This window comes from Rhodococcus sp. 05-2254-5, assembly GCF_002258575.1.
GTDB classification, from domain to species: Bacteria; Actinomycetota; Actinomycetes; order Mycobacteriales; family Mycobacteriaceae; genus Rhodococcoides; species Rhodococcoides fascians.
Window position 1 is genome coordinate 25,678 of the sequence record NZ_NOZG01000026.1, and the last position, 16,366, is coordinate 42,043.

Annotated in this window: 15 protein-coding genes; 11 read left to right on the forward strand and 4 right to left on the reverse strand. The window is 65.7% G+C overall.

Annotated features, from left to right (window positions below):
- The first annotated feature begins 6 nt into the window (after positions 1-6).
- Together CH278_RS15945 and CH278_RS15950 are read left to right on the forward strand one after the other, a co-directional pair.
- Positions 7-918, forward strand: a complete 912-nt coding sequence (locus CH278_RS15945; RefSeq protein ID WP_027496493.1) for a glycosyltransferase family 2 protein — start codon at positions 7-9, stop codon at positions 916-918.
- On the forward strand, positions 908-2,002 hold the full coding sequence (locus CH278_RS15950) for a sugar phosphate nucleotidyltransferase (RefSeq protein ID WP_027496494.1): 1,095 nt from the start codon (positions 908-910) through the stop codon (positions 2,000-2,002). The genes CH278_RS15945 and CH278_RS15950 overlap by 11 nt, the downstream gene beginning before the upstream one ends.
- 40 nt (positions 2,003-2,042) lie before the next feature.
- On the opposite strand, the gene CH278_RS15955 is transcribed toward CH278_RS15950, so the two are convergent.
- Genes CH278_RS15955 through cofD form a run of 3 tightly spaced genes read right to left on the reverse strand, consistent with a single transcriptional unit; the run spans position 2,043 to position 4,963 of the window.
- The gene (locus tag CH278_RS15955; protein WP_094622376.1) at positions 2,043-2,591 is read right to left on the reverse strand and encodes an NUDIX hydrolase; all 549 of its coding nucleotides are present in this window, start codon (positions 2,589-2,591) and stop codon (positions 2,043-2,045) included.
- Between the two features lie 6 nt (positions 2,592-2,597).
- Complete coding sequence (locus CH278_RS15960; protein ID WP_032366544.1) at positions 2,598-3,950, reverse strand: coenzyme F420-0:L-glutamate ligase; 1,353 nt, start codon at positions 3,948-3,950, stop codon at positions 2,598-2,600.
- 23 nt (positions 3,951-3,973) lie between these two features.
- Positions 3,974-4,963, reverse strand: a complete 990-nt coding sequence (gene cofD, locus CH278_RS15965; RefSeq protein ID WP_032408105.1) for a 2-phospho-L-lactate transferase — start codon at positions 4,961-4,963, stop codon at positions 3,974-3,976.
- 778 nt (positions 4,964-5,741) lie between these two features.
- Here cofD and CH278_RS15970 point away from each other — a divergent pair.
- On the forward strand, positions 5,742-5,975 hold the full coding sequence (locus tag CH278_RS15970) for a WhiB family transcriptional regulator (protein WP_027496498.1): 234 nt from the start codon (positions 5,742-5,744) through the stop codon (positions 5,973-5,975).
- Between the two features lie 43 nt (positions 5,976-6,018).
- On the opposite strand, the gene CH278_RS15975 is transcribed toward CH278_RS15970, so the two are convergent.
- Complete coding sequence (locus tag CH278_RS15975) at positions 6,019-6,504, reverse strand: metallopeptidase family protein (protein ID WP_027496499.1); 486 nt, start codon at positions 6,502-6,504, stop codon at positions 6,019-6,021.
- A 72-nt stretch (positions 6,505-6,576) separates the two neighbouring features.
- Between CH278_RS15975 and CH278_RS15980 the strand changes: the two genes are divergently transcribed.
- From CH278_RS15980 to CH278_RS16015, 8 genes are all read left to right on the forward strand, one after another.
- On the forward strand, positions 6,577-6,987 hold the full coding sequence (locus CH278_RS15980) for a DUF3499 domain-containing protein (RefSeq protein WP_174557261.1): 411 nt from the start codon (positions 6,577-6,579) through the stop codon (positions 6,985-6,987).
- A 205-nt stretch (positions 6,988-7,192) separates the two neighbouring features.
- The gene (locus CH278_RS15985; protein ID WP_052060877.1) at positions 7,193-8,575 is read left to right on the forward strand and encodes a phosphomannomutase/phosphoglucomutase; all 1,383 of its coding nucleotides are present in this window, start codon (positions 7,193-7,195) and stop codon (positions 8,573-8,575) included.
- A 71-nt stretch (positions 8,576-8,646) separates the two neighbouring features.
- A complete protein-coding gene (locus CH278_RS15990) occupies positions 8,647-9,789 on the forward strand; it encodes a hypothetical protein (RefSeq protein WP_032408106.1) in 1,143 nt (380 codons plus the stop codon).
- Positions 9,789-11,024, forward strand: a complete 1,236-nt coding sequence (gene manA, locus CH278_RS15995) for a mannose-6-phosphate isomerase, class I (protein WP_027496503.1) — start codon at positions 9,789-9,791, stop codon at positions 11,022-11,024. Before CH278_RS15990 ends, manA begins: the two co-directional genes overlap by 1 nt.
- Positions 11,025-11,161: 137 nt before the next feature.
- Positions 11,162-12,673, forward strand: a complete 1,512-nt coding sequence (locus tag CH278_RS16000) for an amino acid permease (protein WP_027496504.1) — start codon at positions 11,162-11,164, stop codon at positions 12,671-12,673.
- 299 nt (positions 12,674-12,972) lie between these two features.
- The gene (locus tag CH278_RS16005) at positions 12,973-14,076 is read left to right on the forward strand and encodes an alkane 1-monooxygenase (protein WP_081371345.1); all 1,104 of its coding nucleotides are present in this window, start codon (positions 12,973-12,975) and stop codon (positions 14,074-14,076) included.
- Positions 14,077-14,196: 120 nt separating this feature from the next.
- Positions 14,197-15,681, forward strand: coding sequence for an adenosylhomocysteinase (gene ahcY / locus CH278_RS16010; RefSeq protein WP_027496506.1), 1,485 nt, complete (start codon positions 14,197-14,199; stop codon positions 15,679-15,681).
- Positions 15,682-15,698: 17 nt separating this feature from the next.
- Entirely contained in the window at positions 15,699-16,364 is a 666-nt protein-coding gene (locus CH278_RS16015; protein ID WP_032370710.1) for a dTMP kinase, read from the forward strand.
- The last annotated feature ends 2 nt before the right edge of the window (positions 16,365-16,366 follow it).

Below are 16,366 nucleotides of genomic sequence, written 5' to 3' on the forward strand. Positions count from 1 at the left end.
GCCCGCGTGAGTTCCGACCTGGCCGTGGTGACGGTGACCTATTCCCCCGGCGAATACCTCGAGCAATTTCTGACGTCTCTTCGCGAGGCCACGACTCGGCCCGTGCGAGTCATCATGGCCGACAACGGGTCGGTCGACGGCACTCCGGAAGCCGCCGAGGCGGCGTTCGCGGAAGCAGAATTGCTGCGTACCGGCGCCAACATCGGCTACGGCGCTGCCGTCAATCGGGCGATCGCCGCGGTCGACCCCGAGGTCGAATTCGTCGTGGTGGCCAATCCGGATGTCAGGTGGCACCCCGGGTCCCTGGACGGATTGCTGGACGCCGCGGCGCGATGGCCGCGCGCAGGTTCGCTGGGCCCACTCATTCGTGAGCCGGACGGGTCGCGATACCCGTCCGCGCGATCGGTGCCCGATCTGACGTCCGGGGCCGGCCACGCAATTCTGGGCAAGCTCTGGCCGACCAATCCGTGGACTCGGCGATACCGCCAGGAGAACGAGACGGTGTCCGAGCGGCCGGTGGGATGGCTGTCGGGATCATGCCTGTTGCTTCGCCGCGCGGCGTTCGACTCCATCGACGGGTTCGATTCGCGCTACTTCATGTACATGGAGGACGTGGACCTCGGCGATCGGCTCGGCAGGGCGGGTTGGCAGAACGTCTACGTACCCGAGGTCGAGGTCACGCACTCGAAAGGCCATGCGGCAGGACGGCATCCGGAAGTGATGCTGCCCGCACACCACACCAGCGCCTACCGATTCCAGGCCGACAGACACGACCGGGTGTGGCAGGCTCCACTACGATGGGCGCTGCGCGCGGGTCTCGGTCTTCGCTCGAAGGTCGTTGTGACTTCGGCGCTTCGGGCCCGAGCTCGTGAAGAACGACCGTCGGACGAGAGAACAGAGGCTGGACATGTCGGATAGTTCCCCATCGGTCGCCGCACGGACGGATGCAGTGATCTTGGTCGGCGGCAAGGGAACTCGACTGCGCCCGTTGACTCTGTCGGCACCGAAGCCGATGCTCCCGACTGCAGGACTCCCGTTTCTCACACACCTGCTGGCCAGGATCAAGGCTGCGGGCATCGAACACGTGGTTCTCGGAACGTCGTTCAAAGCCGAAGTGTTCGAGCAACATTTCGGCGACGGGTCGGCGTTGGGCATCGAACTCGAGTACGTGTTCGAGACCGAGCCCATGGGTACCGGCGGCGGAATCAGAAACGTGTTGCCGCGACTGCGGGCGGACAACGTCATGGTGTTCAACGGTGACGTGTTGGGTGGTACCGATCTGACGGCAGTGCTCGATACGCACCGCACGACCGACGCGGACGTGACGTTGCATCTCGTTCGGGTCGGCGATCCCCGAGCGTTCGGTTGTGTCCCGACCGACGAGAACGGCCGAGTCACCGCGTTTCTGGAGAAGACCCAGGATCCGCCGACCGACCAGATCAACGCCGGTTGCTACGTGTTCAAGCGTGAGATCATCGAGTCCATCGCAGCCGACCGGCCGGTGTCGGTGGAGCGAGAGGTGTTCCCTGCCTTGCTCGCCGAGAACAAGAAGGTCTACGGGCACGTCGACAGTGCGTACTGGCGCGACATGGGTACGCCGGAGGATTTCGTCAAGGGATCGGCCGACCTCGTTCGTGGGATTGCGCCGTCGCCCGCACTGCACGGAGATCGCGGTGAGTCTCTGGTTCACCCCGGAGCGGGTGTCGCGCCGGGCGCACTGCTGATCGGTGGAACCGTCGTCGGACGTGGTGCCGAGATCGGCGCAGGCGCTCGTCTCGACGGCGCGGTGGTGTTCGACGGTGCGATCGTCGAAGCAGGGGCCGTGGTCGAACGATCCATCCTGGGCTTCGGAGCCCGCATCGGACCGCGCGCACTCGTGCGTGACGCCGTCATCGGTGACGGCGCCGATATCGGAGCTCGGTGCGAGTTGCTGCGCGGCGCACGGGTATGGCCCGGAGTGAAGCTGCCCGACGGGGGAGTGCGCTTCTCCACCGACGTCTGATCGTCGTCCCGATGGGCTGAGCGGGGCCGACCCGGGCCGATCAGCGATGCGCGGCGAGCGCGACGAGATGGTCGATGGTCTCGCGCTCGGCCGAGTCGGGTAGTTCGTCCACCGGCCACCAGCGCAGGTCCGTCGATTCCTCGCTGCGCACGGCGCGTGCGCCGTCCGGGGCGCGCACCAGGAACCGCAGGTCCAGGTGCCGGGTCGGCTTACCCAGCGAGCACGTGATCGGGTGAGTGTGCGCCGAGAGCAACTCGGGATCGATCGACAGATCGGTAATTCCGGATTCTTCGGTCGCCTCGCGCAGCGCTGCGGCGACGACCGTCTCGTCCTCGGGTTCGCAGTGACCGCCCAGTTGAATCCACCGGCCCACCCGGGGATGCAGGGTCAACAGAACGTGCCGTCCCGACGCGTCGAGTACCAGCGACGACGCCGTGATGTGGCCGGCCTCGTTCGCGCGAAGACACGCGTCGGGATTACTGTGCAGAAAGGCGATCACGGTATGCCGAAGGGATTCGTCCCTGGAGTCGGTCGGTGCCCAACGATCGAGTGTCTCGGCCGCGGACTGCCACAGTGAGGAAGCGGACATCGTCGGTCAGAGCTCCACCAGCGAAGACCCGGGCGCGGCCGGATCTCGTACCGTCAGCGGCTCGCTGGGGTGTCCGATTGCGATGGCCCCCAACGCTTTCCAATCCGCACGCAAGCCGAGCTCGGCGCGGACGGTATCGGCGGCGAAGATCGTCGAACCGATCCAGCAGCTACCGAGATCGCGAACGGCCAGGGCGACGAGCAAACCCTGAACGGCGGCACCGACCGCCACGGTGAACATGGTGTCCTCCGCTGCGCGACGCCTCTCGTCGGGATAGGTGTGCGCCCCGTCCGGCACACAGAACGGAATCACGATTTCCGGCGCATCGAACAGAATGTCACCGCGGCTCAGCCTGGCTGCGATGCGGTCCTCGGTCAGCCCGTCGCCGGCCAGATCGGCTCGCCACTGCTCGCGCATGGTCTCGAGCAGTCGTCGACGCACCGCGGGCGTTCTGATCCAGACGAATCTGACGGGGTGGGTGTGATGCGGGGCGGGGGCGGTGAGGGCGTCCGCGACGGCGTCACGAATCGAATCCGGGTCGACTGCGTCGGGGGAGAACGATCGAACCGACCGCCGGCGGAGCAGGGCCTCGCGTCGACCACGTTCGAGCGCCTCGGCGGTTCCCAGCCAGAACAGATCGTCTTCGCCGCCGCGCAGCAGGGTGGCGGCGTTGGAGCCGTCGTCGACCGGTGACAGGCCGCGGACGACGGCTATCGGAACGCCACCCAGCTTGCCCTTCACGAGATCGCCTGCCGCAGCGAGCTCGTCGGCGATCGCGACTTCGGTGACGATCAGTTCGTTGCCCTGGCCGTCTTCTGCCCCGGCGTATCGATGGACGACCGCCAGGCCGGCAGACCCGATCGCGGCATCGGTCTGACCGATCCGCCAGGCCCGGCCCATCGTGTCGGTGATCACGACAGCCACGGTGACTCCGGCCGACTCGTGCAGTGCTCGCCGAAGAGCCGCCGCGCTGGCGTCGGGATTCTCCGGGAGCAGCGCCAGTTCGCTGCCGTCGACGTTGGACCCGTCGATTCCCGACGCGGCTTGCACGATGCCGAGGCGGTTCTCTGTGATGAGCGTCCGGCCTTTTCGGGCGACGACGCGAACGGCCTCCTGATCGACGAGGACCCGGCGGGCTGCGTCCCGCTCCTCGGGGTCCTGCGGTGCGGGCACCAGACGTCCCTCGACCTTGGAGACGATCTTGCTGGTGACCACGAGGACGTCTCCGTCGCGCAGCCAGGGCGCTCGGTCGACGATCGCTGCGGCGAGATCGTCGCCCGGACGAAACTCGGGAAGTCCCGTGACCGGCAGGATTTCGATCGATCCGCCCGGTGCGTGGTCACCGGGAGCCTCCGGCATCGACGCCACCTCGCGTGGGGCGGTCACAGTTCGAGTCCGGCTGCGCGCAGGGCGGTGCGTGCCATCACCGCTGTGGTCTCCGGGTCGGTCATCAACAACGGAATCGACTGCACGTCGACTCCGTCGACCACCGCCGAGTCGGTGCTGTGCACCAGCCAGGCGTCGAGAATGCCGGTGCCGCTTCGGCTTCCGTAGAGGCGGCCGACGGCCTCGGCCGTCGTCTCGACGCCGATGACCGAGAGGCACTCGTCTGCCATGCCGCGCAACGGTTTACCGTCCACCACCGGGGACAGGCCGACGACCTTGGCGGCGGTGGTGCGCAGTGCGCCGCGGATGCCGGGTACGGCAAGAATTGCGCCGACACTGACCACCGGGTTGGACGGGGCCAGGATCACCGCGTCGGCCTCGGCGATCGATTCGGCGACTCCCGGTGCAGCAGTGGCCTGTTCGGCACCGATATGAGCGAAACTGTGCGTGGGAATCTGCGCGCGGTAGCGAACCCACCACTCCTGGAAGTGGATTGCGCGTTGTTGCTCGCCGCTGGGGTCGTCGGGGTCGGTGACCACGACGTGTGTTTCCGAGCGGTCGTCGGTGACCGGCAGCAATCGGACGCCGGGCTGCCATCGGTTGCACAGTGCCTCGGTGACGGCCGACAGCGGAAATCCGGTGCGCAGCATGCGACTGCGGATCAAGTGCGTGGCGATGTCCCTGTCGCCGAGGCCGAACCAGTCGGGATCTGCTCCGTAGGCGGCCAACTCGTCGCGGGCGTTCCAGGTCTCCGCGACCCGGCCCCAGCCTCGCTCGGTGTCGATTCCGTTTCCGAGGGTGTACATGCACGTGTCGAGATCCGGGCAGATGCGAAGGCCATGCATCCAGACGTCGTCGCCGACGTTGACCACCGCCGTGATCTCGTTCTCGGGTTCGTCGCCGAGAAGGGAGTCGCCGAACAGGGATTTGAGCCCCTGGAGGAACCGTGCGCCACCGACGCCACCGACCAGAACAGTAACTTTCACAACATGCGAGCCTAGTGCGGTTGTCGCCCGCCCGGGTGAGCGCCCACCCGGACCGTCCGCGGGGCCGGGATCCGAGCCCGAGAACCGCCGCGACACGCACGGGACGCGCTCCGATTCGGGGAGACAGCCGATTTCGGGCATGGGATGGTATTGGATTTGTGCGATCGGCTTGACCGCGACACACCTGTACGTGTCTAATCACAGGTATGTCATTCAGCGTTCGCGGCACGAGTTCGACTGCAGCGAACCTGGTTTCGAACACTCGTTCCCTTCCTGTTCGTCCCTGAGTGGACGTGGAGTAGAGGTCGAGAGTTGGACGGGTGGAGAGTCGGCTCGGACGTACCAGCTCGATCGAATACCGGCGCGGGGCAAGGTATTCGAGATTACGAGGACCGAAAGTATCTGCGCTACCACAGGTGAGGAGGCGGAAGCGATGTATGACCAGCACGTGACACGTGATCAGCGGGGCGGACCCACTGCACACCTCAGCGCTGTCGACGACGCGCCGCAAACCGAGTCCGATTCCGGCGTGGATTCGAGCGTCTCCGTCGACGCCGGTTCTGCGTACGTGACCCCGTCGAACGATGCAGTCGACGGCGAACTCTCGAGTGACGCCGTGCAAATCGATCAGGACATCGACAGCCCCGATGTCGACAGCCCGGATGTCGACGACGTCGATAACGACGACTCGGACAACGACGCCGATTCGATGCCGTTCGTGGCCGAATCGGTTCCACCCGCCAAGCCGTTCCTCAGTCTCGTGGCGGGTTTCGACGAGATGTTCGAGGAGATCGAGGATCAGTGGCAGGAGCGCGCCCTGTGCGCTCAGACCGATCCCGAAGCCTTCTTTCCCGAAAAGGGCGGCTCCACCCGCGAAGCGAAGCGAATCTGCCTCGGCTGCGAGGTCAAGGACGAATGCCTCGAGTACGCTCTCGCCAACGACGAGCGATTCGGAATCTGGGGCGGACTGTCCGAGCGTGAGCGTCGTCGGCTCAAGCGCGGGATCGGCTGAGCCGAGCGCTCTCAGGAGGATCCACCCACGAGCCGACGCTGCATCACGGCTCGGCGCTGGCGGGGTCCACCTCGTCGGGATCGATGCCCAAATACGTCGCTACCTGCTCGACCAGGACCTCGAACAGTAGGTCCTCCAAATCTTCCGGGTGCTTGGCGCGCCGCTCGAGCGGACGCCGGAACAGCACCACACGGGCGCGTGTCGTCTCTCCGCGCTTGTCGATCCCTGCGGGGACCAGTCGCGACAGGGGTACCGGTCCTTCTGCGACCACCTCGGGCGGCCACGTGACCGATTCCGGGTCCAACGCCCTGATCTTGGGCACGTCGTCGACGGCGATGTCGAGCTTCGAGAGCTTGTCGTGCCACCGGTGGTCGATGCGCGCGAACGCGTCGAGTACCAGCCGGTCGAACTTCTCTGCACGTGATCGCCGGGCAGGTAGGTCCTCGGGCAGCACCGGTCCGCGGATGCCGCGGCCGTGCCGCGCAACGGACCGCGACGTGATCCTGCGCGCGGAAGAGAACTGAGGCATGGGGGCAGGTTATCGCGGCTGTCCGGTGTGTCGGTCGTTCGGTCGGTTGCACGTACCGGATACTCTGCACTCGTGAGATCACTGCGTGGCTGCTGCAGGCCTGGTTGCAACCGTTCTGCCGTTGCGACGCTCACATATGTCTACTCCGACTCCACTGCCGTCGTCGGTCCGCTGGCCACCGTGGACGAACCGCACTCCTGGGACCTGTGCGAGGTCCATGCCTCGACGACCACGGCACCCAAGGGCTGGGAGCTCGTGCGGTACGAGGGTGGTTACTCGACATCGACCCCCGACGAGGACGATCTGACCGCGCTGGCCGAGGCCGTACGCGAAGCCGGTCGGGGAGACCGGACGCGCTCCGAGGACCGAGACAGCGGTGACCGGTCGCCGGCTCGCCACCAGGACACCGAGCGACGGGCCACGCCTGCCGTCCGAACCGGCCGACGCGGACACCTCAGAGTTCTACCCGATCCCACGTCCTAGACCCCCTGCGCAGAACGCCGCGGCGGGGCGAGGCGCTGCGTCCGCCCGAATGAACGACGGGTCGACTGGCCCGCCCACCGGGCGTCTGGCAAGGTTTGCACCAGTACCGAAACGGACAAGCCGGTCTGCCGAGCTTCGGTGTTGATCGCCCCGTACCCAACGCTGGATGTCCGACGCCGGACGACCGACAATCAGGAGAATCTTCGTGGCCCGAACCGCAGAGTCCGTCAACGCCGTCATCAAGGCCTACGACGTCCGTGGCGTCGTAGGTGAGCAGATCGACGAGGCGTTCGTCCGAGACGTCGGTGCATCGTTCGCCCGGTTGGTACGCGACGAGGAGGGCGCGGCGCGGACTGTCGTCGTCGGACACGACATGCGCGACTCCTCGCCGGGCCTGTCCCGCGCTTTCGCGGACGGCGTCACCGCGCAGGGGCTCGACGTCGTGCACATCGGTCTCGCCTCGACCGATCAGCTCTACTTCGCGTCGGGCCTGCTCGAATGCCCCGGTGCCATGTTCACCGCAAGCCACAATCCGGCGAAGTACAACGGAATCAAGCTCTGCCGCGCCGGTGCCAAGCCGGTGGGGCAGGACACCGGGCTGGCCACGATCAAGTCGGAACTGATCGACGGCGTGCCGGACTTCGACGGCCCGGCCGGTACGGCAACGTCGCGAGACGTGTTGACCGACTACGCCGGGTTCGTTCGCGACCTGGTCGATCTTTCCGGCATCGGATCCATGAAGATCGCCGTCGACGCGGGTAACGGCATGGGCGGGCACACGGTCCCCGCGGTGTTCGCTCCGCTCCCGGTGACGATCGAACCGTTGTTCTTCGAACTCGACGGCAGCTTCCCCAATCACGAGGCCAACCCACTGGATCCGGCGAACCTGGTGGATCTGCAGCGCTTCGTCGTCGAGACCGGTGCCGACATCGGGCTCGCGTTCGACGGAGACGCCGACCGGTGCTTCGTCGTCGACGAGAAGGGCGATCCGGTCTCGCCGTCGGCCGTGACCTGCTTGGTGGCAGAACGCGAGCTGGCCAAGGAGCCCGGTGCGTCGATCATTCACAATCTCATCACCTCGCGTGCGGTGCCGGAGCTGGTCACCGCGCTCGGCGGCAAGCCTGTCCGCACCCGAGTGGGGCACTCGTTCATCAAGCAGCAGATGGCCGATACCGGTGCGATCTTCGGCGGAGAACATTCCGCGCACTATTACTTCCGTGATTTCTGGGGTGCCGATTCCGGCATGCTCGCCGCGCTGCACGTTCTCGCTGCCCTCGGCGCACAGGATCGACCGCTCTCGGAGATGATGGCTTCGTACGAGACGTACAGCGCGTCGGGTGAGATCAACTCGACGGTCGACGACGCAGCCGAACGCACCCAGGCCGTGCTCGACGCGTTCGCCGATCGGACCACCGGAATCGACCGTCTCGACGGCGTGACCGTCGACCTCGAGGGTGGTGCATGGTTCAACTTGCGTGCGTCCAACACCGAGCCCCTGTTGAGACTCAATGTCGAGGCGCGCACCCGCACCGAGGTCGACGCGTTGTCGACCGAGATATTGAGCATCGTTCGCTCCGGACTGGAATAGTGGTTACCTAGAGTTCACAAGTGGGTATGCAGGCATTTCGAGTCGGTGACGTAAGGGAAGGTGCCGAGGTCATGAGGGCAGTGACGTCTCTGGTCGATCTCGACGACGCCGGCGCGATCGTGGCCGCCGATCGGGAGGGCGCGCTCCGCAGCGCCGCGCTCGCGGGTGCTCAAGTACGCGCCGTCGCCACTGCGGTCGAAGAGTCGGTGCTGGCGCGCCTGGCCGACCTGCGACCTCGCAGCGTGGTGATAGTGACCGGCGACGGCCGCAGCAGCCGTGCCGCGTCTCTGCTTGTCGCTGCTCTCGGAAACCATTTGGGCGTTCCCCTGGTTCGTAGTACCGGAACTCCGCCGTGGATCGGGCCACTGGATGTCGTCGTGGTGGCCGGCGACGATGCAGGCGATCCGCGCTTGGCCGAATCGGTCGACGCGGCAGCGCGGCGCGGCGCGGAGGTCGTCGTCGTGGCACCGGAAGAGGGTCCCTTGCGTGCCGTGCGCGGTGCCAGGGTCATGTGGTTGCCGCCGCGCATAGCGGTGCGTGACCACAATGCGCTGATGCGCTACCTCGCGGCGTTCGTGGCCGTCCTCGGCGCGGTTGCCGGTGGTTCGTGGAAGGCGCTGCTGCCCAACCTTTCTCGGCTCGCAGATCTGCTCGATGCCGAGGCTGTGCGCAACAGCCCGTCCAACGAGGTGTTCCACAACCCTGCCAAAGCGCTTGCCAGTGGGTTCAGCGGCAAACGTGTGGTGCTCAGCGGTGCCGGGCCGGCTGCCGTCGAGGTGGCGCGGCACGGTAGCGAGGTGTTGCTGCGGGTGGCCGGTCTGATCGTGGCTGCGGGTGAGCTCGGCGATGTCATCGCTGCGTCCATCCGTGCGTCCATGGTCGAGTCATCGGGGCCGGTCAGCACCTTCGACTCGATCTTCCACGACGAGGAGCTCGACGGACCGGCTCCCGAACAGCCGATGCGGGTATTCGTCCTGGCGTCCGAATCCGATCGCGCGCTGACCGAACGACGCATTGCCGGTGTTCCGAATTCCGAACTGGTACTGACCGAGTCCGGTGAGGCGACGTCCGGCGGGGAGTTCGTGAGTTCGGGTTTCGAGGCCCGCGCGGCGTCACCCGATCCGGTTACACTCTCGATGCTCGACACGATGTCGGTGTTGGCAACGCGGTTGGACACCACTGCCGCGTACTTGTCGTTGATGGGCGGTAGCTAGTGCAACTCCTGCGAGGCGCAGTCCGGTCCTACGCTTGGGGTTCGCGCACTGCTCTGGCTCGTATCCAGGGTAGGCCGGTACCGTCCGATCATCCCGAGGCGGAGATCTGGCTGGGTGCACACCCGGCCGATTCTGCGCACGTGGTTCACGAGGGTGGCAGCACGCCGTTGCTCACCCTCATCGACGGGGATCCGGAAACACAGTTGGGCGGCTCTGCAGAGGACTTCTCGTCGCGGCTGCCGTACTTGCTGAAATTGCTTGCCGCAGAAGAACCTCTGTCGTTGCAGGCACATCCGAGCAGCGCGCAGGCGCGTGAGGGCTTCGCGCGGGAGAATGCCGCAGGTGTTGCGATCGATTCCCCGGTGCGCAATTACCGGGACGCCAATCACAAGCCCGAGCTGATCGTGGCACTCACCGAATTCGAAGCACTGGCAGGGTTTCGGCAACCGGCCGAGACGGTCGAGTTTCTCGATGCGTTGGCCGTGCCGTCCCTCGCGGGGTATCGCACGTTGCTCGCCGCTCAGCCCGACGCGTCGGGCCTCCGGACGGTGTTCACCTCGTGGATCACGTTGCCCGGGCAGTCCCTGGACGACCTGTTGCCTGCGGTCGCCCAGGGCTGCATCGATTATCTGTCGGGGCCTGCCCGCGCCGACGGCGGTCGATTCGCCGCCGAGGCACGGACGTTGCTCGAGCTGGGGGAGTCGTATCCCGGTGATGCTGGAGTACTGGCGGCCTTACTGCTCAATCGGGTCACCCTGACTCCCGGCCAGGGCCTGTACCTGGATGCGGGCAATCTCCATGCGTACCTGCGCGGAACCGGTGTGGAGATCATGGCCAACTCCGACAACGTTCTGCGTGGAGGGTTGACGCCCAAGCACGTCGACGTGCCGGAGTTGTTGCGCGTGCTGGACTTCGAGCCCGCCGACATCTCTCCGATCACGCCGGGTGAGAACGATCGGCCCACCTACCGATACCCGACGCCGGCCCCTGAATTCGTCCTCAGCCGGACGGCGGTCGGTCCGGGGGAGACCGTCGAGATTCCTGGAACCGGTCCGCGAATTCTGTTGTGCACCAGCGGTTCGGTGCTGGCGACGACCGGTGACACACACGCGGGGCTCACCGTGCCCCAAGGTAGTTCGGCGTGGATTCCCGCTGCCGACCGATCGGTCACCGTCACCGCGGACTCCGACGGTGCCGAAGTGTTCGTGGCGGCGGTCGGATCATTGCAGTCGTAAGGCGCGGCAAGTCGAGTGGCCGAAGTGTCCGACACGGGTGCCCGCTACCAATAAGGTGATGTCACAGTGAATTCTGGGACGGGTGGGTCCGATCGGATCGGCCGTCTGCAGAAGCGACGTGGCGATACGGAGGTCCGATGACCAAGGCAGACCGGCCCAGGAAGCCCCCGCGTACGACGGGGTGGTTCCGGACCAAGTCGATCGAACAATCGATCAAGGACACCGACGAACCGGACACCAAGTTGCGCAAGGAGCTCGGTTCGTGGGATCTGACCGTGTTCGGTGTCGCGGTGGCGGTCGGAGCCGGCATTTTCACGCTGACGGCGAGGACTGCCGGAAACGTTGCCGGACCGGCTGTTTCGGTGGCGTTCGTGTTGGCGGCCATCGCCTGCGGGCTCGCTGCCCTCTGTTACGCCGAGTTCGCCTCCACGGTTCCGGTCGCCGGTAGTGCCTACACGTTCTCCTACGCCGCATTCGGTGAGTTCATCGCCTGGATCATCGGCTGGGATCTGATCCTGGAATTCGGACTCGCCGCGGCGGTGGTGGCGAAGGCCTGGTCGCTCTACCTGGGAGACCTGCTCGGCACGTCGGCCCCGGTACTGCAGATCGGTTCGCTGAATTTCGACTGGGGCGCACTTCTCATCGTGGTGGTGTTGACGGTTCTCATCGCCTCGGGAACCAAGTTGTCCTCGCGCGTGTCGTTGGTGATCACAGCCATCAAGGTGATCGTCGTGCTGTTCGTCGTCGTGCTCGGTGCGTTCTACATCAAGGTCGCCAACTACGACCCGTACATTCCGCCGTCCGAGCCCGCGTCCACGGGTGAGGGGCTTCATCAGTCCCTGTTCTCCTTCGTCACCGGTGCGGGCGGTAGCACCTTCGGTTGGTACGGACTGCTGGCGGCGGCGTCGCTGGTGTTCTTCGCGTTCATCGGCTTCGACGTGGTCGCGACAACGGCCGAGGAGACGAAGGAGCCGCAGAAGGCATTGCCGCGCGGCATCCTCGGATCCTTGGCCATCGTGACCGTGCTCTACGTGGCGGTGACCTTGGTGCTGACCGGGATGGTCAAGTACACGGATCTGGCCGGCGACAGTGCCACGCTGGCAACGGCGTTCGAGCTGAACGGGCTGACGTGGGCCAAGAACATCATTTCGTTCGGCGCACTGGCCGGTCTGACGACGGTGGTCATGGTTCTCATGCTGGGGCAGACTCGCGTCCTGTTCGCCATGTCGCGAGACGGCCTGGTGCCGCGCGGTCTGGCCCACACCGGGAAGAAGGGCACGCCGGTTCGGACGACGATCCTGGTCGGTGTGGTGGTCGGACTGCTCGCCGCGTTCGTCCCTCTCGGCACGCTCGAGGAGATGGTCAACATCGGCACGCTGTTCGCCTTCGTTCTGGTGTCGGCCGGTGTGCTCGTCCTCCGCAAGACGCGTCCCGATCTCGAGCGCGGGTTCCGCGTGCCCTGGGTTCCGCTGGTTCCGATCCTGGCAGTGGCCGCATGCCTGTGGCTGATGCTCAACCTGTCGGTCGAGACGTGGTTGCGGTTCCTGGTGTGGATGGCAGCGGGTGTCGTCATCTACGTGCTGTACGGTCGCCGCCATTCGGTGATGGGTCTGCGCGAGGCGAAGAAAGTCGAGTCGCGACCCGAGTGAGACGCGGCCGAGTCGTCTTGCGAGGCCGGCCCCGACCGTCGATTGTGCGGGCGGGGCCGGTTTTCTCGGATCCGACGTGTCCGGGGTATGCGTCACACCCCTCGGTCCGAACGCCCGGCATGTTATACCCTCGAAAACAAACTGATAGGACCGCAAACATTCGGTGAGAGGGTGTGGCAACTGTGAGCGTGGACGGCCGGATCACCTCATCGGACGATTCGGGTGTCGCTTTCGGGGAGCGGAATTCGGCCGGGGCTGCACCTGCGGTTCGGCGGTGGGACAACAAGCGCTACCTGTGGATGCTGGGTCTGCTGGCACCGGCATCGGCACTGTTGCCGTCCCAATTGGTGTACTGGACCGGCATGCCGGTGTTCTGGTGGAGCGGCGTCCTGGTGTTCTTCGTGATCATTCCGATCATCGATCTGCTCGCGGGCGAGGACGGTCACAACCCGGACGCGTCTGCGGCCGACAAGCTGCAGAACGACCGTTATTACCGCTGGTGCACCTACCTGTTCCTGCCCATCCAATTCATCGGTCTGATCGTCGCCTGCTGGATGTGGGCGTACGGAGGTCTGAGCGTGGTGGACAAGATCGGGCTCGCGGTGACGGTGGGCCTGGTCGCGGGAACCGGAATCAACGCCGCCCACGAGCTGGGCCACCGCGTCGAGCAGCACGAACGCTGGTTGGCGAAGGTGGCCTTGTCGCAAACCCTGTACGGACACTTCTTCGTCGAGCACAACCGCGGTCACCACGTGCGGGTGGCCACTCCGGAGGATCCGGCCAGTGCCCGGCTGGGAGAGAGCGTGTGGACGTTCGTGCCGCGCAGCGCTGTTCTCGGGCTGGCCTCGGCCTGGAAGCTCGAGGCTCGGCGGCTGCGTCGCAAGGGCCACTCCGTGTTTCACCCGTCGAACGCTCTGTTGCACACGTGGCTGCTCAGCGCCGTTCTCTTCGTCACGCTGATGGTCGTCTTCGGCTGGGCGATCGCGCCGTATCTGCTGATACAAGCCGTCGTGGGATTCGTGCTCCTGGAGATGGTGAACTACGTGGAGCACTACGCACTGCTGCGCGAGACGAACGAGCGAGGCAGATACGTGCGATGCGCACCGCGGCACAGTTGGAACAGCGACCGGCTGTGCACCAACATCTTTCTCTACCACCTGCAGCGACACAGCGATCATCATGCCAATCCGGGGAAGCGATACCAGACTCTGCTCTCGTGCGACGAGGCCCCGCAATTGCCCGCCGGGTACGCGACGATGGTTCTACTGGCAGCGGTACCGCCGCTGTGGCGTCGGGTGATGGACCCGCGGGTGCTCGACCACTACGACGGTGATCTCGTCCGGGCCAACATTCTGCCCCGAAAGCGCGAACGGATTCTGGCGCGAGCCCAGCAACACGGGTGACCGCGGGACCACTCGACGAGCCGTCTGAAGGGCATCGGACCGATTCGCCGGGCAGACGGTCGCCGCGCGCCGCGACCCGATAGCCTGGACGAAGACATTCAAGTCAACAGGAGAGGCAAGATGACGACCTCAGTTACGTCAGGATCGGCACTCACCGTGGAACACCGCGGTGGAATCGACTTCAAGGTCGCAGACCTGTCACTCGCAGAATTCGGCCGCAAGGAAATACGGCTGGCAGAGCACGAGATGCCCGGCCTGATCGCGCTTCGTCGCGAGTACGCCGACGTTCAGCCGCTCAAGGGCGCACGAGTATCCGGATCGCTGCACATGACGGTGCAGACCGCCGTGTTGATCGAGACGCTGGTGGCACTCGGTGCCGAGGTGCGTTGGGCCTCGTGCAACATCTTCTCCACCCAGGATCACGCTGCAGCGGCCGTCGTCGTAGGCCCGTACGGCACCGTCGAAGAGCCCAAGGGCGTTCCGGTGTTCGCCTGGAAGGGTGAGACCCTCGAGGAGTACTGGTGGGCCGCCGAGCAGATGCTCACCTGGCCCGAGCAGCCTGCCAACATGATCCTCGACGACGGCGGTGACGCCACGATGCTGGTGCTGCGCGGCGCTCAGTTCGAGAAGGCAGGCGTCGTTCCGCCGACCGACGACGACCAGGATTCCGACGAGTACAAGGTGTTCCTCGGCCTGCTGCGTCGCTCCCTCGAGGCGTCGACGACCAAGTGGACCGAGATTGCCGCATCCGTGCAGGGTGTCACCGAGGAGACCACGACCGGTGTGCTGCGGTTGTACCAGTTCGCTGCTGCCGGTGAGCTGTCGTTCCCGGCCATCAACGTCAACGACTCGGTCACCAAGAGCAAGTTCGACAACAAGTACGGCACTCGCCATTCGCTGATCGACGGCATCAACCGTGGCACCGACGTTCTCATCGGCGGCAAGGCCGTGCTGGTCTGTGGCTACGGAGACGTGGGCAAGGGCTGCGCCGAGGCACTCAAGGGCCAGGGCGCTCGCGTGACGGTCACCGAAGCAGATCCCATCAACGCCCTGCAGGCACTGATGGACGGCTTCGACGTGCGCACGGTCGACGAGTTCATCGAGCAGGCCGACATCGTGATCACCTCGACGGGCAACCTCAAGATCATCACGTTCGAGCACATGCGCAAGATGAAGCACCAGGCGATCCTGGGCAACATCGGCCACTTCGACAACGAGATCGACATGGCCGGCCTCGAGAAGGCTGCCGACGTCACGCGGATCAACATCAAGCCGCAGGTCGACGAGTTCCAGTTCAAGGACGGGCACTCGATCATCGTGCTGTCCGAGGGCCGTTTGCTGAACCTCGGCAACGCCACCGGTCACCCGTCGTTCGTCATGAGCAACAGCTTCTCCAACCAGGTCATCGCGCAGATCGAACTGTGGACCAAGCCGAGTGAGTACGACAACGAGGTCTACCGGTTGCCCAAGCACCTCGACGAGAAGGTTGCTCGCATCCACGTCGAAGCGCTGGGCGGCTCGATCACCAAGCTCACCAAGGAGCAGGCCGAGTACATCGGCGTCGACGTCGAGGGCCCGTACAAGCCCGAGCACTACCGCTACTGACCGAGAGAGTTCGGTCGTTGGGAAAGCTCTTCGTCATCGAGGGAGTCGACGGAGCGGGCAAGAACACGCTCGCCCGTCGGCTCGTCTCGGCGTGGGAACGCGACGGCCTGGCCGTCGTCCGGGTCGGGTTTCCCCGGTACGGAAGGTCGGTTCATGCCGATCTGGCGGCCGAGGCGCTGCAGGGGGAACACGGAGACACCGCGGGCAGCGTGCACGCCATGGCGCTGCTGTTTGCACTCGACCGCAAGGATGCGGCCGACGAGATCCGAAACTTGTTGTCCCGCAACGATATCGTGTTGCTGGACCGGTACGTGGCGTCCAACGCCGCCTACACCGCGGCGCGGTTGGAGCAGTCCGTCGACGGAGCGGCCGTCGAGTGGATCCGGTCACTCGAATTCGAGCGGTTCGGTGTGCCCGTTCCGGACGTGCAGGTGTTGCTGGACGTACCGGTGGCTCTCGCTGCGGAGCGCGCCGCCGCGCGTGAGAGTGCGGACGCCGCGCGCACCCGGGATGCCTACGAACGCGACGGCTCGCTGCAGACCCGAACCTCGGCCGTCTACGGCCGTCTCGCAGAAACGAACTGGGCGTCGCCCTGGCGAGTCGTGCGCGCCGACGTCGACCCCGATCGACTCGCCGCCGACATGTTCAATCAGCCATCCGCCGAGCCGAAAGTGACACGATAGAG

Coding starts and splice junctions, on each gene's coding strand:
- CH278_RS15970 (WP_027496498.1), top strand. CDS start 5,742: ATGTTCGAGGAGATCGAGGATCAGTGGCAGGAGCGCGCCCTGTGCGCT.
- CH278_RS16000 (WP_027496504.1), top strand. CDS start 11,162: ATGACCAAGGCAGACCGGCCCAGGAAGCCCCCGCGTACGACGGGGTGG.
- CH278_RS15990 (WP_032408106.1), top strand. CDS start 8,647: ATGAGGGCAGTGACGTCTCTGGTCGATCTCGACGACGCCGGCGCGATC.
- ahcY (WP_027496506.1), top strand. CDS start 14,197: ATGACGACCTCAGTTACGTCAGGATCGGCACTCACCGTGGAACACCGC.
- CH278_RS15960 (WP_032366544.1), bottom strand. CDS start 3,950: ATGCCGGAGGCTCCCGGTGACCACGCACCGGGCGGATCGATCGAAATC.
- CH278_RS16005 (WP_081371345.1), top strand. CDS start 12,973: ATGCTGGGTCTGCTGGCACCGGCATCGGCACTGTTGCCGTCCCAATTG.
- CH278_RS15975 (WP_027496499.1), bottom strand. CDS start 6,504: ATGCCTCAGTTCTCTTCCGCGCGCAGGATCACGTCGCGGTCCGTTGCG.
- CH278_RS15955 (WP_094622376.1), bottom strand. CDS start 2,591: ATGTCCGCTTCCTCACTGTGGCAGTCCGCGGCCGAGACACTCGATCGT.
- CH278_RS15950 (WP_027496494.1), top strand. CDS start 908: ATGTCGGATAGTTCCCCATCGGTCGCCGCACGGACGGATGCAGTGATC.